Source organism: Pedobacter sp. 05T44 (assembly GCF_056395985.1).
The window spans coordinates 272794-294737 of sequence record NZ_JBFTKO010000001.1 but is presented as its reverse complement, the minus strand read 5'-3'; the positions used below and the strand labels follow the sequence as shown (position 1 = coordinate 294737).

At 38.5% G+C, this 21944-nt stretch carries 14 protein-coding genes; 10 read left to right on the top strand and 4 right to left on the bottom strand.

Going from position 1 to position 21944, the window contains the following annotated elements; all coding sequences use genetic code 11:
- The first annotated feature begins 7 nt into the window (after nt 1-7).
- The 4 genes from fbp (at nt 8) to AC1DDK_RS01130 (ending at nt 7866) form a co-directional block, all read left to right on the top strand.
- A complete protein-coding gene (fbp, locus tag AC1DDK_RS01145) occupies nt 8-1093 on the top strand; it encodes a class 1 fructose-bisphosphatase (protein ID WP_172663840.1) in 1086 nt (361 codons plus the stop codon).
- A 115-nt stretch (nt 1094-1208) separates the two neighbouring features.
- Nucleotides 1209-3215 carry a sialate O-acetylesterase gene (locus AC1DDK_RS01140; RefSeq protein ID WP_288882304.1) on the top strand — a complete coding sequence of 669 codons (2007 nt, stop codon included), beginning with the start codon at nt 1209-1211 and terminating at the stop codon, nt 3213-3215.
- Nucleotides 3216-3405: 190 nt separating this feature from the next.
- Nucleotides 3406-4710, top strand: a complete 1305-nt coding sequence (locus AC1DDK_RS01135; RefSeq protein WP_288882306.1) for a glucosidase family protein — start codon at nt 3406-3408, stop codon at nt 4708-4710.
- Between the two features lie 12 nt (nt 4711-4722).
- A complete protein-coding gene (locus AC1DDK_RS01130) occupies nt 4723-7866 on the top strand; it encodes a GH92 family glycosyl hydrolase (protein WP_477633761.1) in 3144 nt (1047 codons plus the stop codon).
- 2 nt (nt 7867-7868) lie between these two features.
- Here AC1DDK_RS01130 and AC1DDK_RS01125 read toward each other — a convergent pair whose 3' ends face one another.
- Nucleotides 7869-8600 carry a GntR family transcriptional regulator gene (locus AC1DDK_RS01125; RefSeq protein WP_477633760.1) on the bottom strand — a complete coding sequence of 244 codons (732 nt, stop codon included), beginning with the start codon at nt 8598-8600 and terminating at the stop codon, nt 7869-7871.
- A 229-nt stretch (nt 8601-8829) separates the two neighbouring features.
- Between AC1DDK_RS01125 and AC1DDK_RS01120 the strand changes: the two genes are divergently transcribed.
- Genes AC1DDK_RS01120 through AC1DDK_RS01110 form a run of 3 tightly spaced genes read left to right on the top strand, consistent with a single transcriptional unit; the run spans nt 8830 to nt 14443 of the window.
- Nucleotides 8830-10674 (top strand): class I mannose-6-phosphate isomerase, encoded by a 1845-nt coding sequence (locus AC1DDK_RS01120; protein WP_172663837.1) that lies wholly within the window; start codon nt 8830-8832, stop codon nt 10672-10674.
- A 45-nt stretch (nt 10675-10719) separates the two neighbouring features.
- Nucleotides 10720-12084, top strand: a complete 1365-nt coding sequence (locus AC1DDK_RS01115) for a sugar porter family MFS transporter (RefSeq protein ID WP_477633759.1) — start codon at nt 10720-10722, stop codon at nt 12082-12084.
- Nucleotide 12085: 1 nt separating this feature from the next.
- Nucleotides 12086-14443, top strand: coding sequence for a GH92 family glycosyl hydrolase (locus tag AC1DDK_RS01110; RefSeq protein WP_337715200.1), 2358 nt, complete (start codon nt 12086-12088; stop codon nt 14441-14443).
- A gap of 2 nt (nt 14444-14445) precedes the next feature.
- Here AC1DDK_RS01110 and AC1DDK_RS01105 read toward each other — a convergent pair whose 3' ends face one another.
- Together AC1DDK_RS01105 and AC1DDK_RS01100 are read right to left on the bottom strand one after the other, a co-directional pair.
- The gene (locus AC1DDK_RS01105; RefSeq protein ID WP_288882310.1) at nt 14446-15036 is read right to left on the bottom strand and encodes a 2OG-Fe(II) oxygenase; all 591 of its coding nucleotides are present in this window, start codon (nt 15034-15036) and stop codon (nt 14446-14448) included.
- Between the two features lie 89 nt (nt 15037-15125).
- Nucleotides 15126-15968 carry a metallophosphoesterase family protein gene (locus tag AC1DDK_RS01100; protein ID WP_288882311.1) on the bottom strand — a complete coding sequence of 281 codons (843 nt, stop codon included), beginning with the start codon at nt 15966-15968 and terminating at the stop codon, nt 15126-15128.
- 336 nt (nt 15969-16304) lie between these two features.
- Here AC1DDK_RS01100 and AC1DDK_RS01095 point away from each other — a divergent pair, with 336 nt between their 5' ends.
- The 3 genes from AC1DDK_RS01095 (at nt 16305) to AC1DDK_RS01085 (ending at nt 19485) form a co-directional block, all read left to right on the top strand.
- On the top strand, nt 16305-17273 hold the full coding sequence (locus tag AC1DDK_RS01095) for a metallophosphoesterase family protein (protein ID WP_477633758.1): 969 nt from the start codon (nt 16305-16307) through the stop codon (nt 17271-17273).
- An 18-nt stretch (nt 17274-17291) separates the two neighbouring features.
- Complete coding sequence (locus tag AC1DDK_RS01090; RefSeq protein ID WP_337715198.1) at nt 17292-18218, top strand: metallophosphoesterase family protein; 927 nt, start codon at nt 17292-17294, stop codon at nt 18216-18218.
- Nucleotides 18219-18285: 67 nt separating this feature from the next.
- Nucleotides 18286-19485, top strand: a complete 1200-nt coding sequence (locus tag AC1DDK_RS01085; RefSeq protein WP_288882315.1) for a polysaccharide deacetylase family protein — start codon at nt 18286-18288, stop codon at nt 19483-19485.
- Between the two features lie 8 nt (nt 19486-19493).
- Here AC1DDK_RS01085 and AC1DDK_RS01080 read toward each other — a convergent pair whose 3' ends face one another.
- Nucleotides 19494-21896 carry an ABC transporter permease gene (locus AC1DDK_RS01080; RefSeq protein WP_337715196.1) on the bottom strand — a complete coding sequence of 801 codons (2403 nt, stop codon included), beginning with the start codon at nt 21894-21896 and terminating at the stop codon, nt 19494-19496.
- Nucleotides 21897-21944: the final 48 nt, after the last annotated feature.

Genomic DNA, 21944 nt, shown 5'->3' with positions numbered 1-21944 from the left:
TAAGTATATGTCAGGTATAAAAACACTGGGTCAATTTATAATAGAAAAACAGGCCGATTTCCCTTATGCAAAAGGAGAGCTTTCAAGATTGCTTCGGGATATTGGTATTGCCTCCAAAATAGTTAACCGGGAGGTGAATAAAGCAGGTCTGGTTGATATACTGGGAGCTGCCGGAACCATGAATATTCAGGGTGAGGGGCAACAGAAGCTTGATGTGTATGCCAATACGCAATTTATAAGTGCACTGACCAGTGGTGGTGAATGTTGTATTGTTGCAACAGAAGAGGAGGATGAGTTTGTGAAAATCGATTCACCAGTATCTAAAAATGCCAAATACATAGTGTGCATTGACCCGCTCGATGGTTCTTCTAATATTGATTGTAATGTTGCCGTAGGAACTATTTTCTCGATTTACAGAAGAAAATCAACAAACGGAGAGGCTACTTTGCAGGATGTTTTGCAAAAAGGAACGGAGCAGGTGGCAGCAGGTTATGTGATTTATGGATCCTCAACCATGTTGGTGTATACCACAGGTAAAGGGGTAAACGGCTTTACCTTAGATCCTTCCATCGGAGAGTTTTGCTTATCTCATCCAAATATGAAGATACCCCCAAATGGAAATATTTATTCCTTAAATGAAGGGAACTATGTCCATTTTCCGGAAGGAGTAAAAAAATATCTAAAATATGTTCAGGTTGAAGATGCGGCCACCAATAGACCATATACATCGAGGTATATTGGGTCGATGGTAGGCGATATTCATCGAAATTTAATAAAGGGAGGCATATATATTTATCCTACCACTGCCAGATCTCCTAATGGAAAACTGCGGTTATTGTATGAATGTAATCCAATGGCTTTTATCGTTGAACAAGCCGGAGGAGTTGCTTCGGATGGTTTTAACAGGATATTAGAAATAGAACCAACAGAACTGCATCAGCGCACAGCTATATTTATAGGGTCAGAACATATGGTTCATGTTGCGGAGTCATTAATGATGGAATTCTCTTCAGAGAAAAAATCAGATTCCCGTTATGTTTCTGGTACTGAGGCTAAACTAGAACAGATGGGGGTAGTGGGCGGTATAGATTAATAGATGCTTTTTGTTTAATGAAAATATATTAATATTTAATATGTTTGTGCATAGCGATATCTGGTTCTAATAGTTTATAACGATCTGGTATTGCATTATGTAACCAAATTAAACAATGAACATCTTGAACCTCAATTCCGTTAAATTCTTTAAAGGCGGCTTATTGCTTGCCTCATTATTTTTAAGCGCCGTTGTGCAGGCAAAGGTAACTTTACCTTCTGTATTTAGTGATAACATGGTTTTTCAACAAAAAACCAATGTTGCCATCTGGGGAAATACCGATGCAGGAAAAACTGTAAAGGTTACCGCTACCTGGAACAATAAAACTTATACTGCTAAAGCGGGTAGTGATGGAAAGTTTAAGATTGTATTACCGACTCCTTCCTATGGTGGGCCATATAATATCAGTATTTCTGATGGGGATGTTACTAAGTTAAGCAATGTGCTTATTGGTGATGTTTGGATTTGCTCAGGACAATCTAACATGGAAATGCCATTGGCAGGATGGGGGAAAGTTAATAATTATGAGCAGGAAATAAGCGATGCGAATTATCCGAATATCAGATTGTTGCACACTGTTCAGGTAACCAGCAATTCGCCGTTAAAAGATGCTAAGGTATATAATGATGGGTGGCAAGCATGTACACCAAAATATGTTGCGAATTTTTCTTCAGTAGCCTACTTTTTTGCCCGCGAGATCAATAAAAAAACAGGAGTTCCTATTGGATTGATAAATACCTCATGGGGGGGAACTATTGCGGAAGCGTGGACTAGTGCAGGTACACTTAAAACTATACCGGATTTTATGGAAGCAGTTAACAAAATTGAAACTTCCGGTAAAGATAAAGACGCCTCTAGCTTTAAACAGAAATTAGAAGCCTGGCAAAAGCTGGTATTAGATAAAGATGCTGGTATAGCTCAGGGTAAACCTGCATGGTTGGATGCTTCACTTGACGTTTCATCATGGAAAAGCATGGCTTTGCCTTCGTTATGGGAGAAGAGTGGGATGCCTGATTTTGATGGCGTTGTTTGGTTTAGAAAAAATATAACTATCCCTCAATCATGGGCAGGTAAAGAGGTAAAGGTTAATTTGGGTACTATAGATGATAATGACGTTACTTTTTTTGATGGCGAAAAAATAGGTCAAACAGAAGGATTTAATGTGCCACGTGCTTATACTATCCCTGCAAATAAAGTAAAAGCAGGAACATTTGCTCTGGTAGTAAGGGTGTTTGATGGTGCCGGTGATGGTGGTCTTTATGCAGATAAAAATATATTATCACTGGTGTCTGCAAATGGCGAGCGTTTATCGCTTGATGGAGATTGGCAATACAAGGTAGGGTTAAATTTAAAAGACGTAGCGCCTATGCCTGCTTCAAATGATGGCCCTAACAGAGTAACGGTATTGTATAATGCGATGATCAATCCGTATTTGCAATTCCCGATTAAGGGAGCTATTTGGTACCAGGGAGAAAGTAATGCCGGCCGGGCAAATCAATATCGCAAACTCTTTCCTGCAATGATTAAAGATTGGAGAAAAAGCTGGAATCAACCTAACTTTCCTTTTTACTTTGTTCAGCTCGCTAATTTTATGCAAGCAGTAAAGGAGCCAAAGTCGTCTGAGTGGGCAGAGTTAAGAGATGCGCAGCGTGAAACGCTTTCACTTCCAAATACCGGGATGGCCGTTTCTATTGACATAGGAGATGCAGTTGATATTCATCCAAAAAACAAACAGGATGTTGGTAAGCGACTAGCTTTTATAGCACTAGCTAAAGATTATGGGGTTAAAATTCCTTATAGCGGCCCGGTATACCAATCACAAAAAATTGACGGTAATACCATAGCATTAACCTTTGGATCTACCGATGGCGGTTTAAAGGCTAGTGATGGTGGAGAGCTAATTGGCTTTTCGGTTGCGGGTTCCGATCAGAAATTTCATTGGGCTAAAGCTGTAATAAAAGGAAATCAGGTTATTGTTAGTAGCGCTGAAGTGCCTAATCCTGTTTCGGTAAGGTATGCCTGGGCCGATAACCCACAGTGTAATTTTGTAAATGGTGCAGGCCTGCCGGCGTCGCCATTCAGAACTGATAACTGGCCCGAAATCACTTTGGGAAAAAAATAAAGCTTTTACTTAAGTTGTTTGAATCCCCCAGGTTACATTAAAAAATGTGGTCTGGGGGATGTTTTTATGCATAAATTGAAATTTAACACTGAAAAATTTGATTGCATAAAATTAATATGTAACTATGTATGTACAAATAGCATAAATCATTGCTTGTAACGAATCCTAAAACGTCTAATAAATAGCATATATGAGAATAAGAATACTAATGATAACTTGTTTAAGTGCTTTTGCCCTGAGTAAAAGTACGAATGGACAAAGTGTTTTATCCGCCAGTGTGTCTAAAAAAGTTGAATCTATTAAACCTTCCGCAGATTCCGTAAAGGAAATGGCAGAGACATTAATAAAGAAAGGTTTTACAGCCGGAGATGGTTATGGTGAGGTATGGATAAGAGATCTTAATACCTTTTTGACTGTTGCCTGTAAAGTGAATGATAAAGATCTTATAAAAAAACATTTGATTACTTTCTTTCAATTTCAGCAACCAGACGGGGGAATTTTAGACGGCTATATTCCGATAAAAAAAGGCGGTGTTTCATATGATTTTTATCATTCAGCACTTGCACCAGGTTATGCCGGGCATAAAAATACGGTAGAAACAGATCAGGAGACTTCTCTTGTACAAGCCATTGCTAAGTATATAAGAGGTACTGGCGATAAAACCATTTTGAAGGATACCGTTGCTGGGGCATCTGTACAAAAACACCTGGAACAAGCTATGGAGTTTTTGCTTACCAAGCGCTTCGAAAAGAAATACGGATTGGTATGGGGTGCAACAACTGTAGACTGGGGAGATGTTCAGCCAGAACATAGCTGGGGTGTTGTATTAGATTCTAACTCGCACAGAACCATAGATATTTATGATAATGCAATGTTCATAATTGCCATTAATGATTTTCTTGACATGGCAGATTTATCTTCAAAATCACAAAGATATTGGAAAGACATCAAAGGAAGCTTAGCTGCAAATGTTCGTAAACACCTTTGGGATAAAACCCAACAGAAATTTGTACCGCATATATATTTAAATGGTTCGCCATTTCCCGCATCTTTTAATGAATCGGAGATTTATTATCACGGAGGAACTGCAATTGCAATAGAGGCTGGTCTTTTAAGTAAAGAAGAAGTGAAAGCTGCTTACAATAAAATGAAGGAAAATGTGAAGAAAGCCAATGCCGCAACAATAGGTTTAACTATATATCCGGTATATCCAAAAGGGTTTTTTAAAAATACTGGCATGGGGCCTTATTCGTATCAGAATGGTGGAGACTGGACTTGGTTTGGTGGTAGAATGGTGTCTCAACTTATCCGTTACGATCTTCTTGAGGAAGCTTGTGAAGCCATGGCGCCAATGTTAGATCGTGTGATAAAAAACAAAGGCTTTTATGAGTGGTACACACCAGACAACAAACCTCAGGGCTCATCTAGTTTTAGAGGAGAAGCGGGGGTTTTGTGGAGTGCAATTACGGAACTTGAACAGAAGACTAAAAAATAATTTTGACAGCAAATGATGAGTAATTACCGCGACAATTTAAAGGTATTATTGTTAGCGATGCTTTTGAGCTTCGCGGTAGTACCATTGTGTGCCCAGAAGAAAGTGATCTGGGAGATAGGATCTTCGGATAATAAGGATGAAGATATGGCGCTTGCTCCTTCTGGGTATAAGCATTTTTTAGATCATGATTTTGGATGGGAAGACCGGTTTTTTCTTATTGGGTTTTCAAAACCTGAAAAGGATTGGCCATATGTTTTGCCTGGCCCAAAAGATGGTTGGGGAGGCACGGGCAGTACCTCTGGTTTAAGAACTCATACTGCAAACATATTGTTTGGACTAACCAGTTTTCCAGTGCAGGGAGAATGGAATTTTGTTATTGATTTACTGGGCTATCAAGGTGATTCTCCTCCGCTGCTTAAAGTGATCATCAACGGTAAAGCTTTTGTAAAACAGTTGCCAAAGTACAAATCAGGTCGGGTTGTTGAAGGTGATCTGAATGACGCAAAGGAATATAAAATAGAAATTCCGGTTCAATCTGGAATGCTCCGTAAAGGAGGAAACGAGATGGTACTTACTTCACTGGATGGTTCCTGGATGGTATTCGATCAGGTGAGATTGGAAGGCCCTCAGAGTGCAGTGTTGGTTAATAATAAAGCTATCTTTTTAAGGAATGTAAAAGCTGCTGAGTACGAGTTAACCAAGAATGGTAAACAGATTCAGCCATTGCTTGTAGATGCACAGCACCTTTCAGGAAACCCCGAACTTACTGTTAAACTAGACGGGAAACTTCTGTTTAAAGAAAAACTTGATAGTTCCAGATATCAGTTTGAGGTTCCGATGCCTGCTGTAATTACTCCAAAGCAAAGCAGGTACGAGATTTTTAGCAATGGAGTATTGTTGGAAAAGGGGACAGTTAAGCGATCAAAACAACAACAATTTACTTCTGCTGATTATGTAAATACCAGGATGGGTACGGCCCATTCGCGATGGATGATTGCTCCAGGTCCATGGATGCCGTTTAGTATGGTTAAATTGAGTCCTGATAATCAAAATGCCGGATGGACAGCAGGTTATGATCMGTCTTTTGAAAGTGTTGGGGTTTTTAGCCACATTCATGAATGGACTATGGCTGGCCTGGGGATGTTGCCTGTTAATGGTCCGCTAAAAATTAAAGTTGGAGATGAGCGTAAGGCTGGAGATGGTTATCGATCTCAAATTGATAAATCAACAGAGGAAGCGCCTTTAGGTTATTACAAAGTGATGCTTACCGACTATAACATTAAGGCCGAGCTAACGGCTACAACCAGATGCGGCTTTCAACGGTATACCTATCCTAAGGCCGGGAATTCGAGGGTAATGATCGACCTCCAGATCCCTGCAGAATATTCTTATCAATTAAAGGATGTTTCATTAAGAAAAGTAAGCGATTATAGGATAGAAGGTTTTACAAGGCAATTTACACCTAATGCATGGTCTGGTGATGTTAATCAGGATTATAAGATTCACTTTGTAATTGAGTTTGATCAGCCAATTAAAAAATTCGGTACCTGGTTAAACGACGATCTGAGTGAAAAGGATATTCTAAATGCAGGTACGGTTAAAGATGCAGGGGCGTATGTAGAATTTGATACGAGAAAGAACCAGGTAGTGCAAACACGTACAGGAATATCGCTTGTAAGCATTGAGAATGCCTCTCAAAATTTATTGAAAGAAGTTACAGAGCCTTATGGTTGGAGTTTCGACAAAGTTCGCAATGGACAGCGTGATGCGTGGAATAAGCTGATGGGGCGTTTGGCAATTACTACTAACGACAGGCGTGAAAAAGTAAGGTTTTATAGCAACATGTATCGCGCATTGGCTAGTCGTAATACCTGGAGCGATCTGGATGGCAAGTGGGTTGATGCTACACAAAAGATTCAGCAACTTAAGGATCCAAATGCTTTAGCTTTAGGCTGCGATGCTTTTTGGAATACATTTTGGAACCTCAATCAGTTTTGGAATCTTGTTACTCCGGAGTGGTCATCCAGGTGGGTTAAATCACAATTGGCGATGTATGATGCCAATGGCTGGCTTGCAAAAGGTCCGGCAGGAATGAACTATGTGCCTGTAATGGTTGCTGAGCATGAAATTCCTTTGATAGTTGGCGCATATCAGATGGGTATTCGAGATTTTGATGCCCAAAAAGCTTTTGAAGCCGTGTATAAAATGCAAACTACACCTGCCCAAAAAGTAGGATTGGGATTTGCAGGAAACAGAGACCTTTTACCTTATTTAAAACATAAATATGTGCCATACGATCAGGGAAGGTTCTCTAATACGCTCGAATATGCTTATGATGACTGGACTGTATCACAGTTTGCAAAAGCATTGGGTAAAAAAGAAGCTGCAGAAGAGTTTACGCTTCGGGCAAACTATTGGAAAAATGCAATAGATAAGGAAACAGGTTATGCCCGTTTACGTAAGTCAGACGGCTCGTGGTTTCCTGATTTTGACCCTTTTAAGTCAGGAGCCAATGAACAGTATGTAGAGGGGAATGCCTGGCAGCTAACCTATTTTGTGCCACAGGATGTGCCCGGACTGGCTAAGGAAATTGGAGAAGATAAGTTTGTAGAACGCCTGGAGTGGGGTTTTAAGGAAAGCTATAAATTACGCTTTAATGCCCCCGGCGATCAATACTGGGATTATCCGGTAATCCAGGGTAATCAGCAGTCTATGCATTTTGCCTTCCTGTTTAATTGGGTTAAGAAACCCTGGCTTACACAATACTGGAGTCGCTCAATTATAGATCGTTATTACGGGTTTGATGTATCTAATGCATATCTTGGTGATGAAGATCAGGGCCAGATGAGTGCCTGGTTTATTATGGTATCTATGGGACTTTTCCAGACTGATGGTGGCTGCAGCACTGATCCTATATATGAAATTGGAAGTCCGCTTTTTTCTAAAGTAACCATCGGGTTGGGTGAGCAATACGGCAGAGGCAAAACCTTTAGTATAGAGGCGCCAAATGTATCCAGATCCAATAAATATGTACAAAGTGCAACACTTAATGGCAAAGTATTAAACTCATTTAAGTTTCCAGCATCAGAACTGCTTAAGGGTGGTAAGTTAGTACTAAAGATGGGGGCAAGCCCCAATAAGAATTGGGGCCTATAATTTTAGCTTCTTCTGCTCTCTACGGTATAAATAAAGCTATCCGCCTTGTAGTATCCCAGGTTGTATTCTATAGGACGATCTGCCTGATCAAAGACAAAGMGTTTACGGAATAAGATAGGACTCCCAGGTTCTGTTTCGAGCTTTGAGGCAATGAACTTGTCAGCTGCTTTTGCACTGATCTCTTCTTTTGATAATTCCGAAATGATGTTGTAATCGGCTTGCAATATATCATAAAGAGGTCTTTTGAAATCCTCTTCACCTGTTAACCCTGTGCGGGGGTGAAAATAGGAAACAAAATATACAAAAGGGCCTTCAGGTTTGCCTCTTAAACGTTCAAGTTTTAATATTTTTTGATCGGTTTTGATGTTGAAGAAATTGGCAATTACTTCTTCAGGATAAATCCAGCTTACATGTAATTCAAAGTTCTTGATCGGAATGCCCCTGGCTTTCATTTCCTGAGAGAAACTTAGCCAGTTTGCAGACTTAGAACTGATCATGGCATCTGCTACTTTTGTTCCAACTCCTTTTTTACGGATTAACAATCCTTCATATACCAGTTTGTTTAAGGCCTGACGAAGTGTGGTACGGGAAATAGCCAGTTGATTGGCAAGGTCAATTTCATTGGGCAATAATTTGCCGTTTTGAAATTGAGGGTCTGCTATCATTTTACGCAACAACTCTTCTGCTTGTATATGCAGAGGAATGGGACTTTTATGGTTGAGTGCTAATTTCATATTTATATACGGCTTTAAGGTTGCCCTTTATATCTGTTTTTCTCTATTGCAATATTATGAAAATATATTTGCAATGGATTATTAAATCACTATGTTTGTACATATTTGGTTCTTACGTTGGATGTGATTTACCATTATTCGGCTTTTATGGTGATATTAAGCTATTTTTGTTGGTTTTTTATGTTTATACATATGTTTGGTTATTAATAAATAAAGGGTAGTTGAAATTATGATAGAAGCTTCTGAGGCTACAGAAAATGAAAAAATTCAAACTGGCAAAAGTATGAGTGAGTATAAATGGAGAAATAGCACGCAACCATTGTTGCAGCAACACGTATATGAGAGTTCCACAGAAGACAATAGTTACAACTCAATGCCCTATCACAAATTAGGGAAAGGTAAAATATATAGCGGCTTTGGTAGTTTAGTAGCCTGGATCATTGAACAGAAAAACGTGCTCATCGATGGATATGGAGGAGTATTTTTTAGCGATATTCAAGAAGAGGTTCAGAAGAAACTTGAAGAGAACGGTTTTTCTGTAAAATGGCATTTTACAGCAGATTATTTTAAAAGTGAATCCGAAGTAGAGAAAATGGTTAAGCCATTTTTAGGTGGCGCCGAAGATGTGTGGGGATTTAAAACCAACCTTAATCTTAAAGATTTCTTTAAAATTGATGAATTTTTAGCACTCGAAAAAGATGATCAGGCAGACATCAATATTGTAATTGGTATTGGTGCAGGTTTACTCAATTGGGATGCACCGGTGGTGTATTTTGATATCCCTAAGAACGAAATACAATACCGCATGCGAGCTGGGTCAATTGGGAATCTTGGGAATAATTTTAAAGACAAAGCCTTTAAAATGTATAAACGCTTCTACTTTGTAGATTGGGTAGTACTAAACCAACATAAGGCCGAATTGCTTGAAAAGATTGCTATAGTTGCAGATGGGCAAAGAGTAGGTAGGCCAAACTGGTTGTTCAAAAAAGATCTGGTTGATGGATTACATAAACTTAGCCACTCTGTTTTGCGTGCACGTCCCTGGTTTGAAAGTGGCTCGTGGGGAGGGCAATGGATGAAGAAACATCTGCAGGGCTTAAATATCAAAGAGGTCAATTATGCATGGTCATTTGAGTTAATCACGCCAGAGAATGGTATTGTGTTGGAGAGTGACGGAAACTTGCTGGAAATACCTTTTGATCTTTTAATGACGATTGAGTATAAAGCCATACTGGGTGAACATGCCAAACAGTTTGGTAGCTATTTCCCTATTCGTTTTGATTTTCTGGATACTTTTAAAGGAGGTAATCTGTCCATTCAGTGTCACCCATCAAAATCATATATCAGAGAAAAATTTGGAGAGACCATTACTCAGGATGAAACCTACTACATCCTGGATTGCGAGCCAGGTGCAAAGGTTTACCTGGGTTTTCAGGAGAATATAGATCCTCAGGAATTCAGAAAAGCATTGGAACTTAGCCAACTTAAAAAACAAGAGATTTTAGTAGAGAGATATGTACGTAGCTTTCCTTCGCGCAAGCATGAACTATATTTAATTCCTAATGGTACTGTTCATAGCTCCGGGATAAATAACATGGTGCTCGAGATTAGCGCTACTCCATATATTTTTACGTTTAAAATGTACGACTGGCTATCTCTTGATCTTAATGGCGAACCCAGACCGATTAATATAGAGCATGCCTTTAATAACCTTAGGTTTGAAAGAAAAGGTGAAAAGGTACCGAAAGAGCTAATTGCTAAGCAAGTCTTATTTGATAGAGGTGATGATTGGGAAATACTACACTTACCAACGCATAAGGATCATTTTTATGATGTACATCGTATTGAATTTGATACTGAACTGATTATTGATACTGAGGACAGATGTCATGTGTTGATGCTTGTTGATGGCACTTCCATTTCAGTTGAGATTGAAGAGAATGAGACCAATAAATTTCATTATGCCGAGACCTTTATTATTCCAGCGGCAACGCAGAAATATAAGCTGATAAATCATGGAACAGGAAGAGCAAAAGTGATTAAAGCTTTCCTTAAACATGATATTGAATTGTAAAGAATAACCTAACCTAATACCTAACCATTTATAAACCGAGCAAGTATGAATAATAATTATAAAACTTATTTGGGCTTAATTACCCTTGTTGCATCTTTAGGAGGCTTGCTTTTTGGCTTTGATATGGCGGTAATATCTGGAGTATTGCCCTTTGTAGAGAAACAATTTAATTTAACTCCATTACAGGAAGGGTGGTTTGTTTCTTCGGCTCTTGTGGGCTGTATTGTGGGGGTGGCATTTTCAGGAGATTTGAGTGATAGACTTGGACGTAAAAAACTACTCTTCATTTCTGCAATTTTATTCCTTTTCTCTGCCATTKGCTGTTCTTTGGTAACATCTCTTGATTGGTTAATTGCATCAAGATTATTGGGTGGTATAGGTGTTGGTATTGCGTCAATTGTAGTACCCTTGTATCTTTCAGAAATATCTCCGGCAGCTATTAGAGGGAGACTGGTTACTTTTTACCAGCTGGCAATTACTGTAGGGATTTTGATGGCCTATATAACCAATTCAGTGCTGTTAAATTATTCTGAACATCATACAGCGACCTCTGGGTTAATTGATCTTGTTTACATTAAAGAAATATGGCGTGGCATGTTTAGTATAGGTGGGGTGCTTGCCACACTGTTTCTGGTAGGATTGTTTTTTGTACCCGAAAGTCCACGGTGGTTAATAAAAAAAGGCAGAAACCTGGAAGGGTTAGCCATTTTAAAAAGCATAAATAACGGTAAAGAGGAAGCTGTTGAGGCAGCCCTAAGCGGAGAAAAAAATGATGATAACGGCTCGTATAAAGAACTGTTATCACCTAAATTAAGGAAAGCCATGCTGCTTGGTATTTTGCTGCCCTTGTTTTCTCAATTAAGCGGTATAAATGCCATCATTTATTATGGGCCATCCATACTAAATGATGCAGGTATTGCTCTAAGTAATTCCTTTTTAGGACAGATCATATTTGGGGTGGCCAATCTGGTATTTACTTTTATTGCGATATGGAAAGTTGACGATTGGGGCAGGAGACCACTTTATTTAATTGGTACAATTGGGGCAACAATAAGTTTATTTGTTACAGGTTTTCTGTTTTATCTGGGTCTTACCTCGAGTATATTCTTAATTATTAGTGTTACGCTTTTTTTGGCTTGTTTTGCGTTCTCTATAGGCCCTTTAAAGTTTGTAGTAGCATCTGAGATATTTCCAACAAATATTAGAGGCAAAGCCTTGGGCGTAAGTATAATGGTGATGTGGGTGGCCGATACCATAATGGGACAGGTTACACCAATATTATTAAAACAGGCCGGAACACCCGCAACCTTCTGGGTATTTGCCTTTTTCTGTTTAATCGCCTTTTTTGTTGTTTACAGGTTATTGCCCGAAACCAAGGGTAAATCATTGGAAGAAATAGAATCATTTTAGGATGAGAAGAAATAGTAATATCATAATAGCCGCTTTTTTAGCAGTTGCAGTACTATCTTCCTGCAAGGTAAAGAAGGAAGGTGTATTAAAGTATGTAGATTCTGGTATTGGTACTGCCCATAGTCGCTGGTTCTTTTTTACACCAGCTGCTTTACCTTATGGGATGGCAAAACTTGCACCATCAACCAATGGTCATTATGGCAATAAATCGGGATGGGAAGCGGTGGGGTATGATACCAGGCATAGCTCTATAGAAGGATTTGTCCATTTTCATGAATGGCAAATTGGGGGCGTGTCTTTTATGCCTGCAAATGGTCCTTTAAAAGTGAAGCCCGGTGATTTGGAAGGTAGTGAGGATGGTTATCGCTCTCATTTTGATCATAAAAATGAAGTAGCCGAGCCTGGTTACTACAAAGTTGTGTTAGATGATTACAATATTACAGCTGAACTTACAGCAACGGAACATGTTGGGTTTCATCGCTATACTTTTCCTAAAAATGATCAATCGAGGGTTATTTTGGATATCGGGAATAAGCAGGGCGAAAGTGATGAGGTGAAAGACGCAGCTGTACGCATGATTGATGATACTCATTTTGAAGGTTTTGTAACCACATACCCAAAATACATTAAAACTTATGATCCAAAAGGCCAGATTACCATGTATTTCTGGGGAGAAACAAGTCAGAAGCCAATAAAGACAGGTTCTTTTAATGCCGAAGGTATTTCTCAGAACAGCACATCTGCAAAAGGTAAGGGGGCAGGTTTGTTTTTGGAATATAAAACGACCGAAGGAGCTGTTGTGGAGATGAAAGTAGGTTTGTCGTATACCTCAACAGAAAATGCTAAAAGAAACTTCGAGGCAGAGGCAACAAGCCTTTCATTTGACCAGGCTAAGGCAAGAGCTCAAAAAGTGTGGGAGCAGGAACTGGGCAAAATTTATGTTGAAGGAACTGATAAAAACAATAAAGTAAAGTTTTATACCGGCCTGTTTCACGGTTTATTGGGCCGGGGAACTGCAAGTGATGTGAGCGGAACATTCCCTCAATACGGCGGAACAATAGGGCAGTTACCCCTTGATGAAAAAGGGAAACCCAAGTATAATTTCTACAACACGGATGCCATTTGGGGCGCCTTTTGGAACCTTACCCAGCTGTGGGCACTTTCTTATCCGGATAGATATAAAGATTTTGTACAAACTCATTTAGAAGTTTATAAACACAGAGGTTGGTTTGGCGATGGAATTGCAAATGGGCAGTTTGCATCTGGTGTAGGAACAAATTTTATAGGGCTTACCATTGGCGGTGCATATAATTCAGGAATCAGAGATTACGATGTAGATTTGGCTTATAAAGCTGTAAAAGCAAATGAACTGGAATGGGTAAACAGAAATGAAGGTTCAGGAAAAATGGACACCAAGCAATTTATTGAGCGCGGTTTTGTACCTTATGCCGAAGGGGAAACAGATTCATTAGGATCAAATTTTTCTGCATCACACACATTGGAATATAGTTTTAGTGCTTTTGCTGCAGCGCAAATGGCCAAAGCTTTAGGTAAAAAAGACGATTATCAGAACCTGATTAAAAGATCTGATGGCTGGAAATTGCTTTTTAATCCTGAAAATAAATTGATACATCCTAAAAGGGCAGATGGTTCCTTTATAGATAAGTTCGATCCTTACCAGCCATGGAGGGGTTTTCAGGAAGGTAATGCCATTCAATATACTTTTTATATACCTCATAATCCTGCTGGCTTAATCGCTCAAATGGGTAAAACTGAATTTAACAATCGTTTAGATAGTGTTTTTACGGTTGCACAAAAAAACAGTTTTGGAGGTGGTAAAGAGATTGATGCCTTTTCCGGGGTGAAATCAATTTATAATCATGGTAATCAGCCTAATTTACATGTCAGCTGGTTATTTAATTTCTCTGGTAAGCCCTGGCTTACTCAAAAATGGACAAGAGCGATCTGTGATGAGTTTTATGGTACAGAAACCATTCATGGCTATGGCTATGGGCAAGATGAGGACCAGGGGCAGTTAGGGTCATGGTATGTAATGGCAGCGTTAGGTTTGTTTGATGTGAAAGGACTTACCGATCTCCGACCTATAATTGAATTGGGCAGTCCTCTTTTTGAAAAGGCAACAATTACACTGGGTAATAAAAAACAATTGATTATAGAAGCGAAAAATACTTCAGTAGAGAATGTTTATGTGCAGTCGGCCACGTTCAACGGTAAACCATTAAACAATTGCTGGTTATACAGAGATGAGTTGATGAAGGGTGGGAAAATGGTATTAATAATGGGAACGAAGCCTAATCAGCAGTGGGGGGTAGATGTTCCGCCTCCTTCAGCTCAGTAATTTCAAATCTTTAACCATCCAGTGATGCTCATTCTAGGTTGATGTGTGAGCAAAACCTCGTGCATAAGCTCATCGCTTTTAAAAAATACGCCCTTTCTGTTTTCAGGAGATATGTTTTGCAAATGATCATCGTGGTGGATACACAATTCACCCCCATCGGCTAGTATCCAGTTTGTGTTTAAATAGATGATCATTGAATACTTTCTGCTATCGTTATTTTGGAACTGATCAAGATGCTTTTTATAAAAACTACCTTTTTCATATAAGGTATAATGAAACTCGTATCCGGTAATTCCGGTATAACAGGTTTCATTTAAATACTTTACAAACCTGTCCATTAAGATAAAAAAGGCATTTTCACAAGGAGTATCATGGTCGCGGTCTAGCCAATATATACGGTCGCCACGCACTTCAGAATTATGTCTTATTACCTTGTCGTTTCCTGTTCCGGCCGAAAGGAGCATTTTGTTACTGTAAAGAGAAATCAGGTTTTCCTTTAAATCGGCAGCAAGGCCCTCACTTAAAAAGTGATCGGCAATGCCTACGTGTTGGTCTATAAAAGAATCGATCAGGCAATCAAATGTGTTTTTCAAAAGTAGCGGGTTTATACGGGAATAAAACCGCAGGCTGGTGAAGGTAGTCTTTTTAACTGTTAAAAAGCACTATTGCAATTTCAGTAACCCTAAAACTTAGTTTCATTGAGTACTGGATTCTTACTCGCATTAACCTGATACGTAGTTATTTTGCCGGCTTCATCAACCTCAACAATTCTATAGCCTTTATATTGTGTACCCCAGTTACCACCATAATGTGCATCAAAAAAATGAGGTAATTTATTGGTGTAAAATACCGCATCCAAACTATGGTCATGTCCATGAAAAACTGCTTTAACATTATTGTAGCTATGCAGTAGGGTAATGGTTTCAGGGCAATCAACAAATGGACTTTCTGGTACCCAGAAATGCGGAGGTATGTGTAAAACCACCAGGACGGTCTTTAAGTTTTTAAACTTTTCGAGCTCTCGTTTTATAAAATTATTGTCGGGACATATGTATTTACCTTTAGTATCTGAGGTGTTTGCCAGGATAAAACCAACATCATTTTTTTTAAAGGAATAATTATCCTCATAACCGAAAACAGATTTCCAAAGTGCTGCATCAGCAAGGTCGTGATTGCCGGGGATAGCATAAAATGGAACTTGGAGTTTGCTAAAATAGGTTTCCTTTACTTCAGTAAGTAACTCGGGACGGTCATGAACAAGATCTCCATTAAAGATTACAAAATCAAGTGCATTAGTATTATGGGCTTCATTAATCCATTGAACGATATTTTCGTGGTCTTCTTTGTAGTTTGTTCCGGCCTGCCCATAATGGCCGTCTGATGCGATTGCAAAGCGAAGTTTTGCTTTTGCACCCATAGGCAGATTAGTATGGGTTTTTGGCGTTAAGGCCGAAACACTTTTTGAAAGACCTGCTAACAGTATACTTGCAAGGCCACCTTTAAGGAAAATTCTTCTGTTTGACATGGTGAAACTTTAGAAATGATGATATTAAAAATAGCAATAATAAGGTTATTCGGGTTAAATAATTATTACCTGAAGTTATGATTAAGTTAAATGGTTCTTCACAAGATTAGTGTTTCTTCACATATTATTCACGCCTCCTTCACACCAAACCCACAAACGGGTACCTTTTTGTGAAGAATATGTGTAGAATGTGTGAACTATGTGAGGCGCAGTTATAGGCAATAGGTTGTTCTGATATTATTTATATATTAATAAGGATACAAATATTAAACATTTATTTAGTATTTGTATATTTAATGCGCCTAAAGGCATGAGTTCTAAGTTACAAAATAAGAAATGGATAGAAAAGAATTTTTAAAAACAACTGGTCTTGCAGGTGGCACTTTGCTTTTTGCAAGATATCCTGAATTAAGTCCGGCAGATAAAAAAATCAGGATTGGAATGATCACTGATTTGCATCATGATATTATGCATGATGGTATTGAGCGCTTGTCGGCCTTCATTAAAGAAATGAATGCTGAATCACCCGATTTTATCATTCAAGGAGGCGATTTTTGCGTACCTAAGGAAGCCAATGCTCCATTGCTGGATGTTTGGAATCAGTTTAAAGGCGATAAGTTTCATGTTATTGGTAATCACGACAATGATGGTGGATATACACGCGATCAGGTGGTTGAATTCTGGAAAGCAAGATCAAAATATTATTCGTTTGACAAAAATGGCTTTCATTTCGTGGTACTAGATGGCAATGAACATAATGAAAGTCCGGATCGTCCAAAAGGATATGCAAGATATATTTCTCAGACACAATTGGAATGGTTGAAAAAGGATTTGGATGCAACTTCTTTTCCGACTGTTATCTTTTGCCACCAGGGAATAGACAACGATTCCGGAGGATTAGAGAATGGAACTTTACTGCGTTACACCTTTGAGCAAGCCAATGAAAAAGCAGGCAGACAAAAGGTTATTCTGGTGGTCAGTGGACACCACCATCAGGACTATTACAATCATATTAATGATATTCATTATGTGCAGATCAATAGTGCATCCTACCAATGGCTTGGAGATGATTACAAAGAGGTAAGGTATTCTGCAGAGATTGATAAGGCTAAGCCTTATATCAAATATACGGTGCCTTATAAAGATCCGCTATGGGCGATGATTGAAATAGAGCATAATGGCAGAATTAGGATAAAAGGTAAAAAGACTGTTTTTGTGGGTTCCTCGCMCGAAAAACTAGGCGTAAAAATGGAGACTTACATTTATCCGATTGTTCCATATATATCCGACAGGAAATTGGGGTAAATAAATTCAAACACATAAATGAAAAGAAGAGATTTAATTAAATCACTTGGAGTTGCAGCAGGAACAATTGCATTGAGCAGTGTTGCAGAAGCATCAATTGCAGCTCCCATAAAGAATAAGGCTTTAAAAATCGCACACATCACTGATGTGCATATCAGACCGGAACATAATGCAGTTGCCCGTTTTAAGAAATGTCTGGAAATGATCAAAAAAGACAAGGTTGATCTTATTCTTAATGGGGGTGATTCTATTTATGCTGCGGATTACGACAACATTACCAAAGATAGGGTAGAGCAACAATGGGCTTGCTGGAATGAAAGTGTTCAAGTGGTTAAAGGTATTCCTATGCACCATGTATTGGGAAATCATGACATGTGGTGGCAGGGTAAGGATGATGAGCTGGGAGGTAAAGCAGGGGTATTAAAGATGCTGCAAATGGAGCATAATTATTACAGCTTTGATAAAAATGGCTGGCATTTTATTATGCTGGACAGTAATCATCCTACAAATCCGGGAATGCTGGATGATCAGCAGTGGAATTGGTTTGTACAGGATGTACAGAAGAACAGTCAGGATAAGTCTACACTGATCATGTCGCATTATCCTTTATTGAGCTGTACAGGCATTGTAGATAATAAACCAGATTTTAGAGGTCCGTTTAAAGTTAGCGGCAGCTACAATCATCTGGATATTATGAAATTTATAGAAGTTTTTAATAAGAATAAGAACATTAAACTTTGCTTAAGCGGACATATTCATTTGCTTGACAAAGTTTGGTATAATGATGTGGCTTATTTGTGTAATGGTGCTACAAGTGGTTTTTGGTGGGAACCGGGTGATGATGGTAAAAGTGCCTATAAGCAAACCGTTCCCGGCTATTCTCTTTTAAATCTTTATGCGGATGGAAGTTTTGAGCATGAATATATTAAGTATGAAGCGGTTTAAGCTGGAATGAAACATCTGTATATGACATTTAAATAGATAAAAAGATGTATTTTTGCGAAAACATGTTATGGGAAAAGTATCAGCCTTCGGTCTATTTGCAATATGCTCAATTTTAGTTTTCAGTTGTAACAACAAAGTCCCGATCGTTTCTGAGAAAGCCCCGGTTAAAGAAGAAATACTCCCACCTTCAATTCCTGAAGGTGCAGTAATACCTGCTTTTAATGGGAAAATTGAAATAAAAGTTGTGTTTGCTGACAATCCAACTTCAGCAAGTGCAAGTTTCCCCAAACTGAAATATAATAAAAGTAAGGCAATACTTATGGAGTTTGATGATGCTGCCTTAACCGTTACAAATGCTTATCAAAAACTATCAAATGCCTTTTACACTGATGGCTGTGGTAATAAAAAGAATTATAGTTTAGGCTTAGCCGTGAATGGCAAAAATCAGTATAATAATAAGGAAATTGGGCTGTACACTGATTTTGCAGCTACATATACACAACGATTACCATTGATACAAAAAGGTATGGACATAATGAACCATTCCTATTATCACAATGAAGATGGAAATTTTAATAACGGTAGTGATCGTGTGAAGAACGTCCGTGACCTGGATGAAATGATATTGTTAAATGAGAGATATAAAATGAATACACTTGTTGTGCCAAGTAACTATGTGGGGTTTCATAAAGCGGCGTCTGCTTATGGTTATATTGGTGGTTCATCGCAAGGGACATTTGATGATTTTGTGCAAATTGGAAAGTATAATCCTAAGAATAAGTTAAGTGATATAAAACCATTTAATTATCTAGCTATAAGAAGAGCATTTAGTGATGATTGGTCAAATAATGGTGCCCAGTGGGAGTTGGCTAATTCATTGTTTACAGGCAATACTTTTGATTTCTTTGAGATAGGTACTCACGGAATCAAAGACCCTAAAGCCGTGCAAAATTTTAATCAGTGGATTGATAATATCGTTTTAAAAGCTAAAGATGTAGCGATATTTTGTAGCTTGAGAGAGTTTTTAGAATATCAATATATTAAAGATCACGTAATAAAAAAGGAGACGATTGCAGGCAAAACCCTTACCATAAGCTTGGATTACGCTGCGGTTCTTAATAAGAATATATCATGGTATGATCTTTCATTGCTGGTTAATTCTGACAAAGCAATTTCTTCTGTAAGCATAAATAATGCAGATTTTGCTTTGGCATTTAACAAAACCAGCAAGTTAATAAACATAAATAAAAGGAAGATAAAGTGGTGAGACCAACTCTAATCATATTTTAGCGCTTCTACCGGGTTAGCAGTAGTCATTTTATAGGTCCTTAGTGCTACAGTGAGCACAATGATTCCAATAGAACCCAGTGCCGCAAGTACGAATGGTAACATTGGCAGGTCTATTTTATAGGCAAATCCCTGTAGCCAGCGATTTAACAAAATATAGGCTAAAGGCCAGGCTATAAGATTGGCTATGACGATCATCTTCATGAAGGATTGATTGAGAACGCTAATGAGTTCAATTGTAGTAGCGCCCAATACTTTTCTAATTGCCATCTCTTTGGTGCGCTGAACAGCTACAAATGAGATGAGTGCGAACAGGCCAAAGCAAGAAATAAATATAACCACTGATGTAAAAAAGCTCAATAAAACAGCTGTTTTTTCTTCGACGATGTAGTAATTGGCAATGTATTCATCATAATAGCTTGGCTCATAAAATTGATCAGGAAAAGTTGATTTGAAATCTGCCCCTATTTCTTTAACAGTTTCTTGCATATGGAGAGGATTAAGCTTCACAAATGCACTTGCATACTCTTCTTTACTTGTATAAAATATGACTGGAGAGATATCTCCATGCAGACTGAGGTTGTTAAAGTCTTTTACCACTCCAATTATTTGGGCTAATGGCCTTTTGTTTAGCTGGATATATTTTCCTAGCGCATCTTTAGGATCTTTAAGATGAAGTTTGTGCAGCAATGTTTCGTTTAATATATAGCCATTCACCGTATCGCTTTTGGACAAAGGTTTTCCTGCTATCATTTTCAAACCAAATATTTTGAAGTAATCCTCGTCAGCCGGTTTATTACAAAGCAGGAAATCTGTTTTCTGAGAAGAATTATTGAAGTAGAAACTGGTAAAGTTATTAGAAGAGGTGCTTGGAGGCGTATAGGCATAGGTTACCATTTCTACTCCACTACGTTGCAATAACTTTTGTTTAAAAGTATCAAACCTGGTTTTGCTAATGGAGTCTGTCGGGACATCCACCTGTAAAATGGCATTGTTATTAAATCCAAGTGACTTATTTTTAAAGTAATCGATCTGTTTCAGTACTACAAGAGTTCCGATAATGAAAATCAATGTTATTGTAAATTGAAAAATTAAGAGGACACTTCTTAGACTCCAGATCCCTTTATTTCCTTGTGAGATTTTATTTTTGAGGGCATTTATTGGGTTGTATCCAGATACGAAAACGGCGGGATACAGACCCGCAAGGAAACTAACCGCCAGCCAAAGGATAAGTATAAAGGCGAGGATAACAGGGTATTGAAGGATATTGAATGGAATTTGCTGACCGAGAAAATTTCCTACCGCTGGCAGTGCAATCTCAGTAGCAATACAAGCTATTGTGATAGCTACAAACGTGATTACAAAAGTTTCGGCTAAAAAACGAAACAGAAGTTGTTTGCGATTGCTGCCTAAGACCTTACGGATTCCTACCTCTTTTGAACGGCCAATTGCCTGTGCGGTTGCCATGTTAATAAAATTGATGCAGGCAATTAACAAGATCAGCGATCCTAATATCCTCAAAGAATTAATCTGCAATGGGGTGTATCGCCTGGGTGAAAAATTACCAAACTTGCTATCTAAATGTACGTCAGAAAAGGGTTGAAAGAGATGTGTATTCGAAAGCGGATCTTTTGCATCATAATATTTTTTGGTATACCCATCCAGCTGAACTTGCAATTGCTTAATATCAGTATTAGGTTTTACCATCACATAGCAATTATGACCCATGTTTACCGAGTTCCAGCGCATACTTGTGGCATTTCCAAAGTTTTGATAAGAGATGACAAGATGGATAGGGAAATCAGTATTTTTTGGCAGATCTTTTATGATTCCGGTTACCTCGTAAAAAGTTTCATCACCGCTGAGCTTAAGCTTCTTACCCATAGCATTTTGCCAGTTGCCAAAGTATTGTGTTGCCGTACTTTGTGTAAGTGCGATATGATTGGGGGCATTTAATGACGCTGGTTCACCCAACACCCAGGGGAAATTAAAGATATCAAAAATGGCTGGGTCGGTATAAAATGCAGTTCCGTACTCTTTATAGTATTGTTTTGTCGACCTATCTTCTCCTACAACCTCTACCAGATGATAACCCTGTACAAGATTTGCAACTTTCTCTAATTGAGGGAAGTCTGTGCGTAATGCGCCGGCCATTGGTACAGGAACACCCATCATAGGGACTTTTCCTTCTGTACCGTTACCGAGGGAAACTACCCTAAAAATCCTGTCTGCATTTGGATGGAAATTATCGGCACTCAGATATTGTCGTATAAAAAGGAATATGATCAGTGCGCAAGTCATACCTATGGACAGGCCAACCGTATTTATAAAGGTATAACCTCTGTGTTTCCAAAGATTTCGTAAGGCAATTTTAATATTGATATAAAACATCTCCAATCATTTTCCTGTAAATAGCTAAGCATGTGCCAATTTAAGATT

Excerpts from the sequence above, each read along its gene's own strand:
- AC1DDK_RS01085 (WP_288882315.1), top strand. The coding sequence starts at position 18,286 with ATGGGAAAAGTATCAGCCTTCGGTCTATTTGCAATATGCTCAATTTTA.
- AC1DDK_RS01080 (WP_337715196.1), bottom strand. The coding sequence starts at position 21,896 with ATGTTTTATATCAATATTAAAATTGCCTTACGAAATCTTTGGAAACAC.
- AC1DDK_RS01120 (WP_172663837.1), top strand. The coding sequence starts at position 8,830 with ATGATAGAAGCTTCTGAGGCTACAGAAAATGAAAAAATTCAAACTGGC.
- AC1DDK_RS01100 (WP_288882311.1), bottom strand. The coding sequence starts at position 15,968 with ATGTCAAACAGAAGAATTTTCCTTAAAGGTGGCCTTGCAAGTATACTG.
- AC1DDK_RS01110 (WP_337715200.1), top strand. The coding sequence starts at position 12,086 with ATGAGAAGAAATAGTAATATCATAATAGCCGCTTTTTTAGCAGTTGCA.
- AC1DDK_RS01135 (WP_288882306.1), top strand. The coding sequence starts at position 3,406 with ATGAGAATAAGAATACTAATGATAACTTGTTTAAGTGCTTTTGCCCTG.
- AC1DDK_RS01090 (WP_337715198.1), top strand. The coding sequence starts at position 17,292 with ATGAAAAGAAGAGATTTAATTAAATCACTTGGAGTTGCAGCAGGAACA.
- fbp (WP_172663840.1), top strand. The coding sequence starts at position 8 with ATGTCAGGTATAAAAACACTGGGTCAATTTATAATAGAAAAACAGGCC.
- AC1DDK_RS01140 (WP_288882304.1), top strand. The coding sequence starts at position 1,209 with ATGAACATCTTGAACCTCAATTCCGTTAAATTCTTTAAAGGCGGCTTA.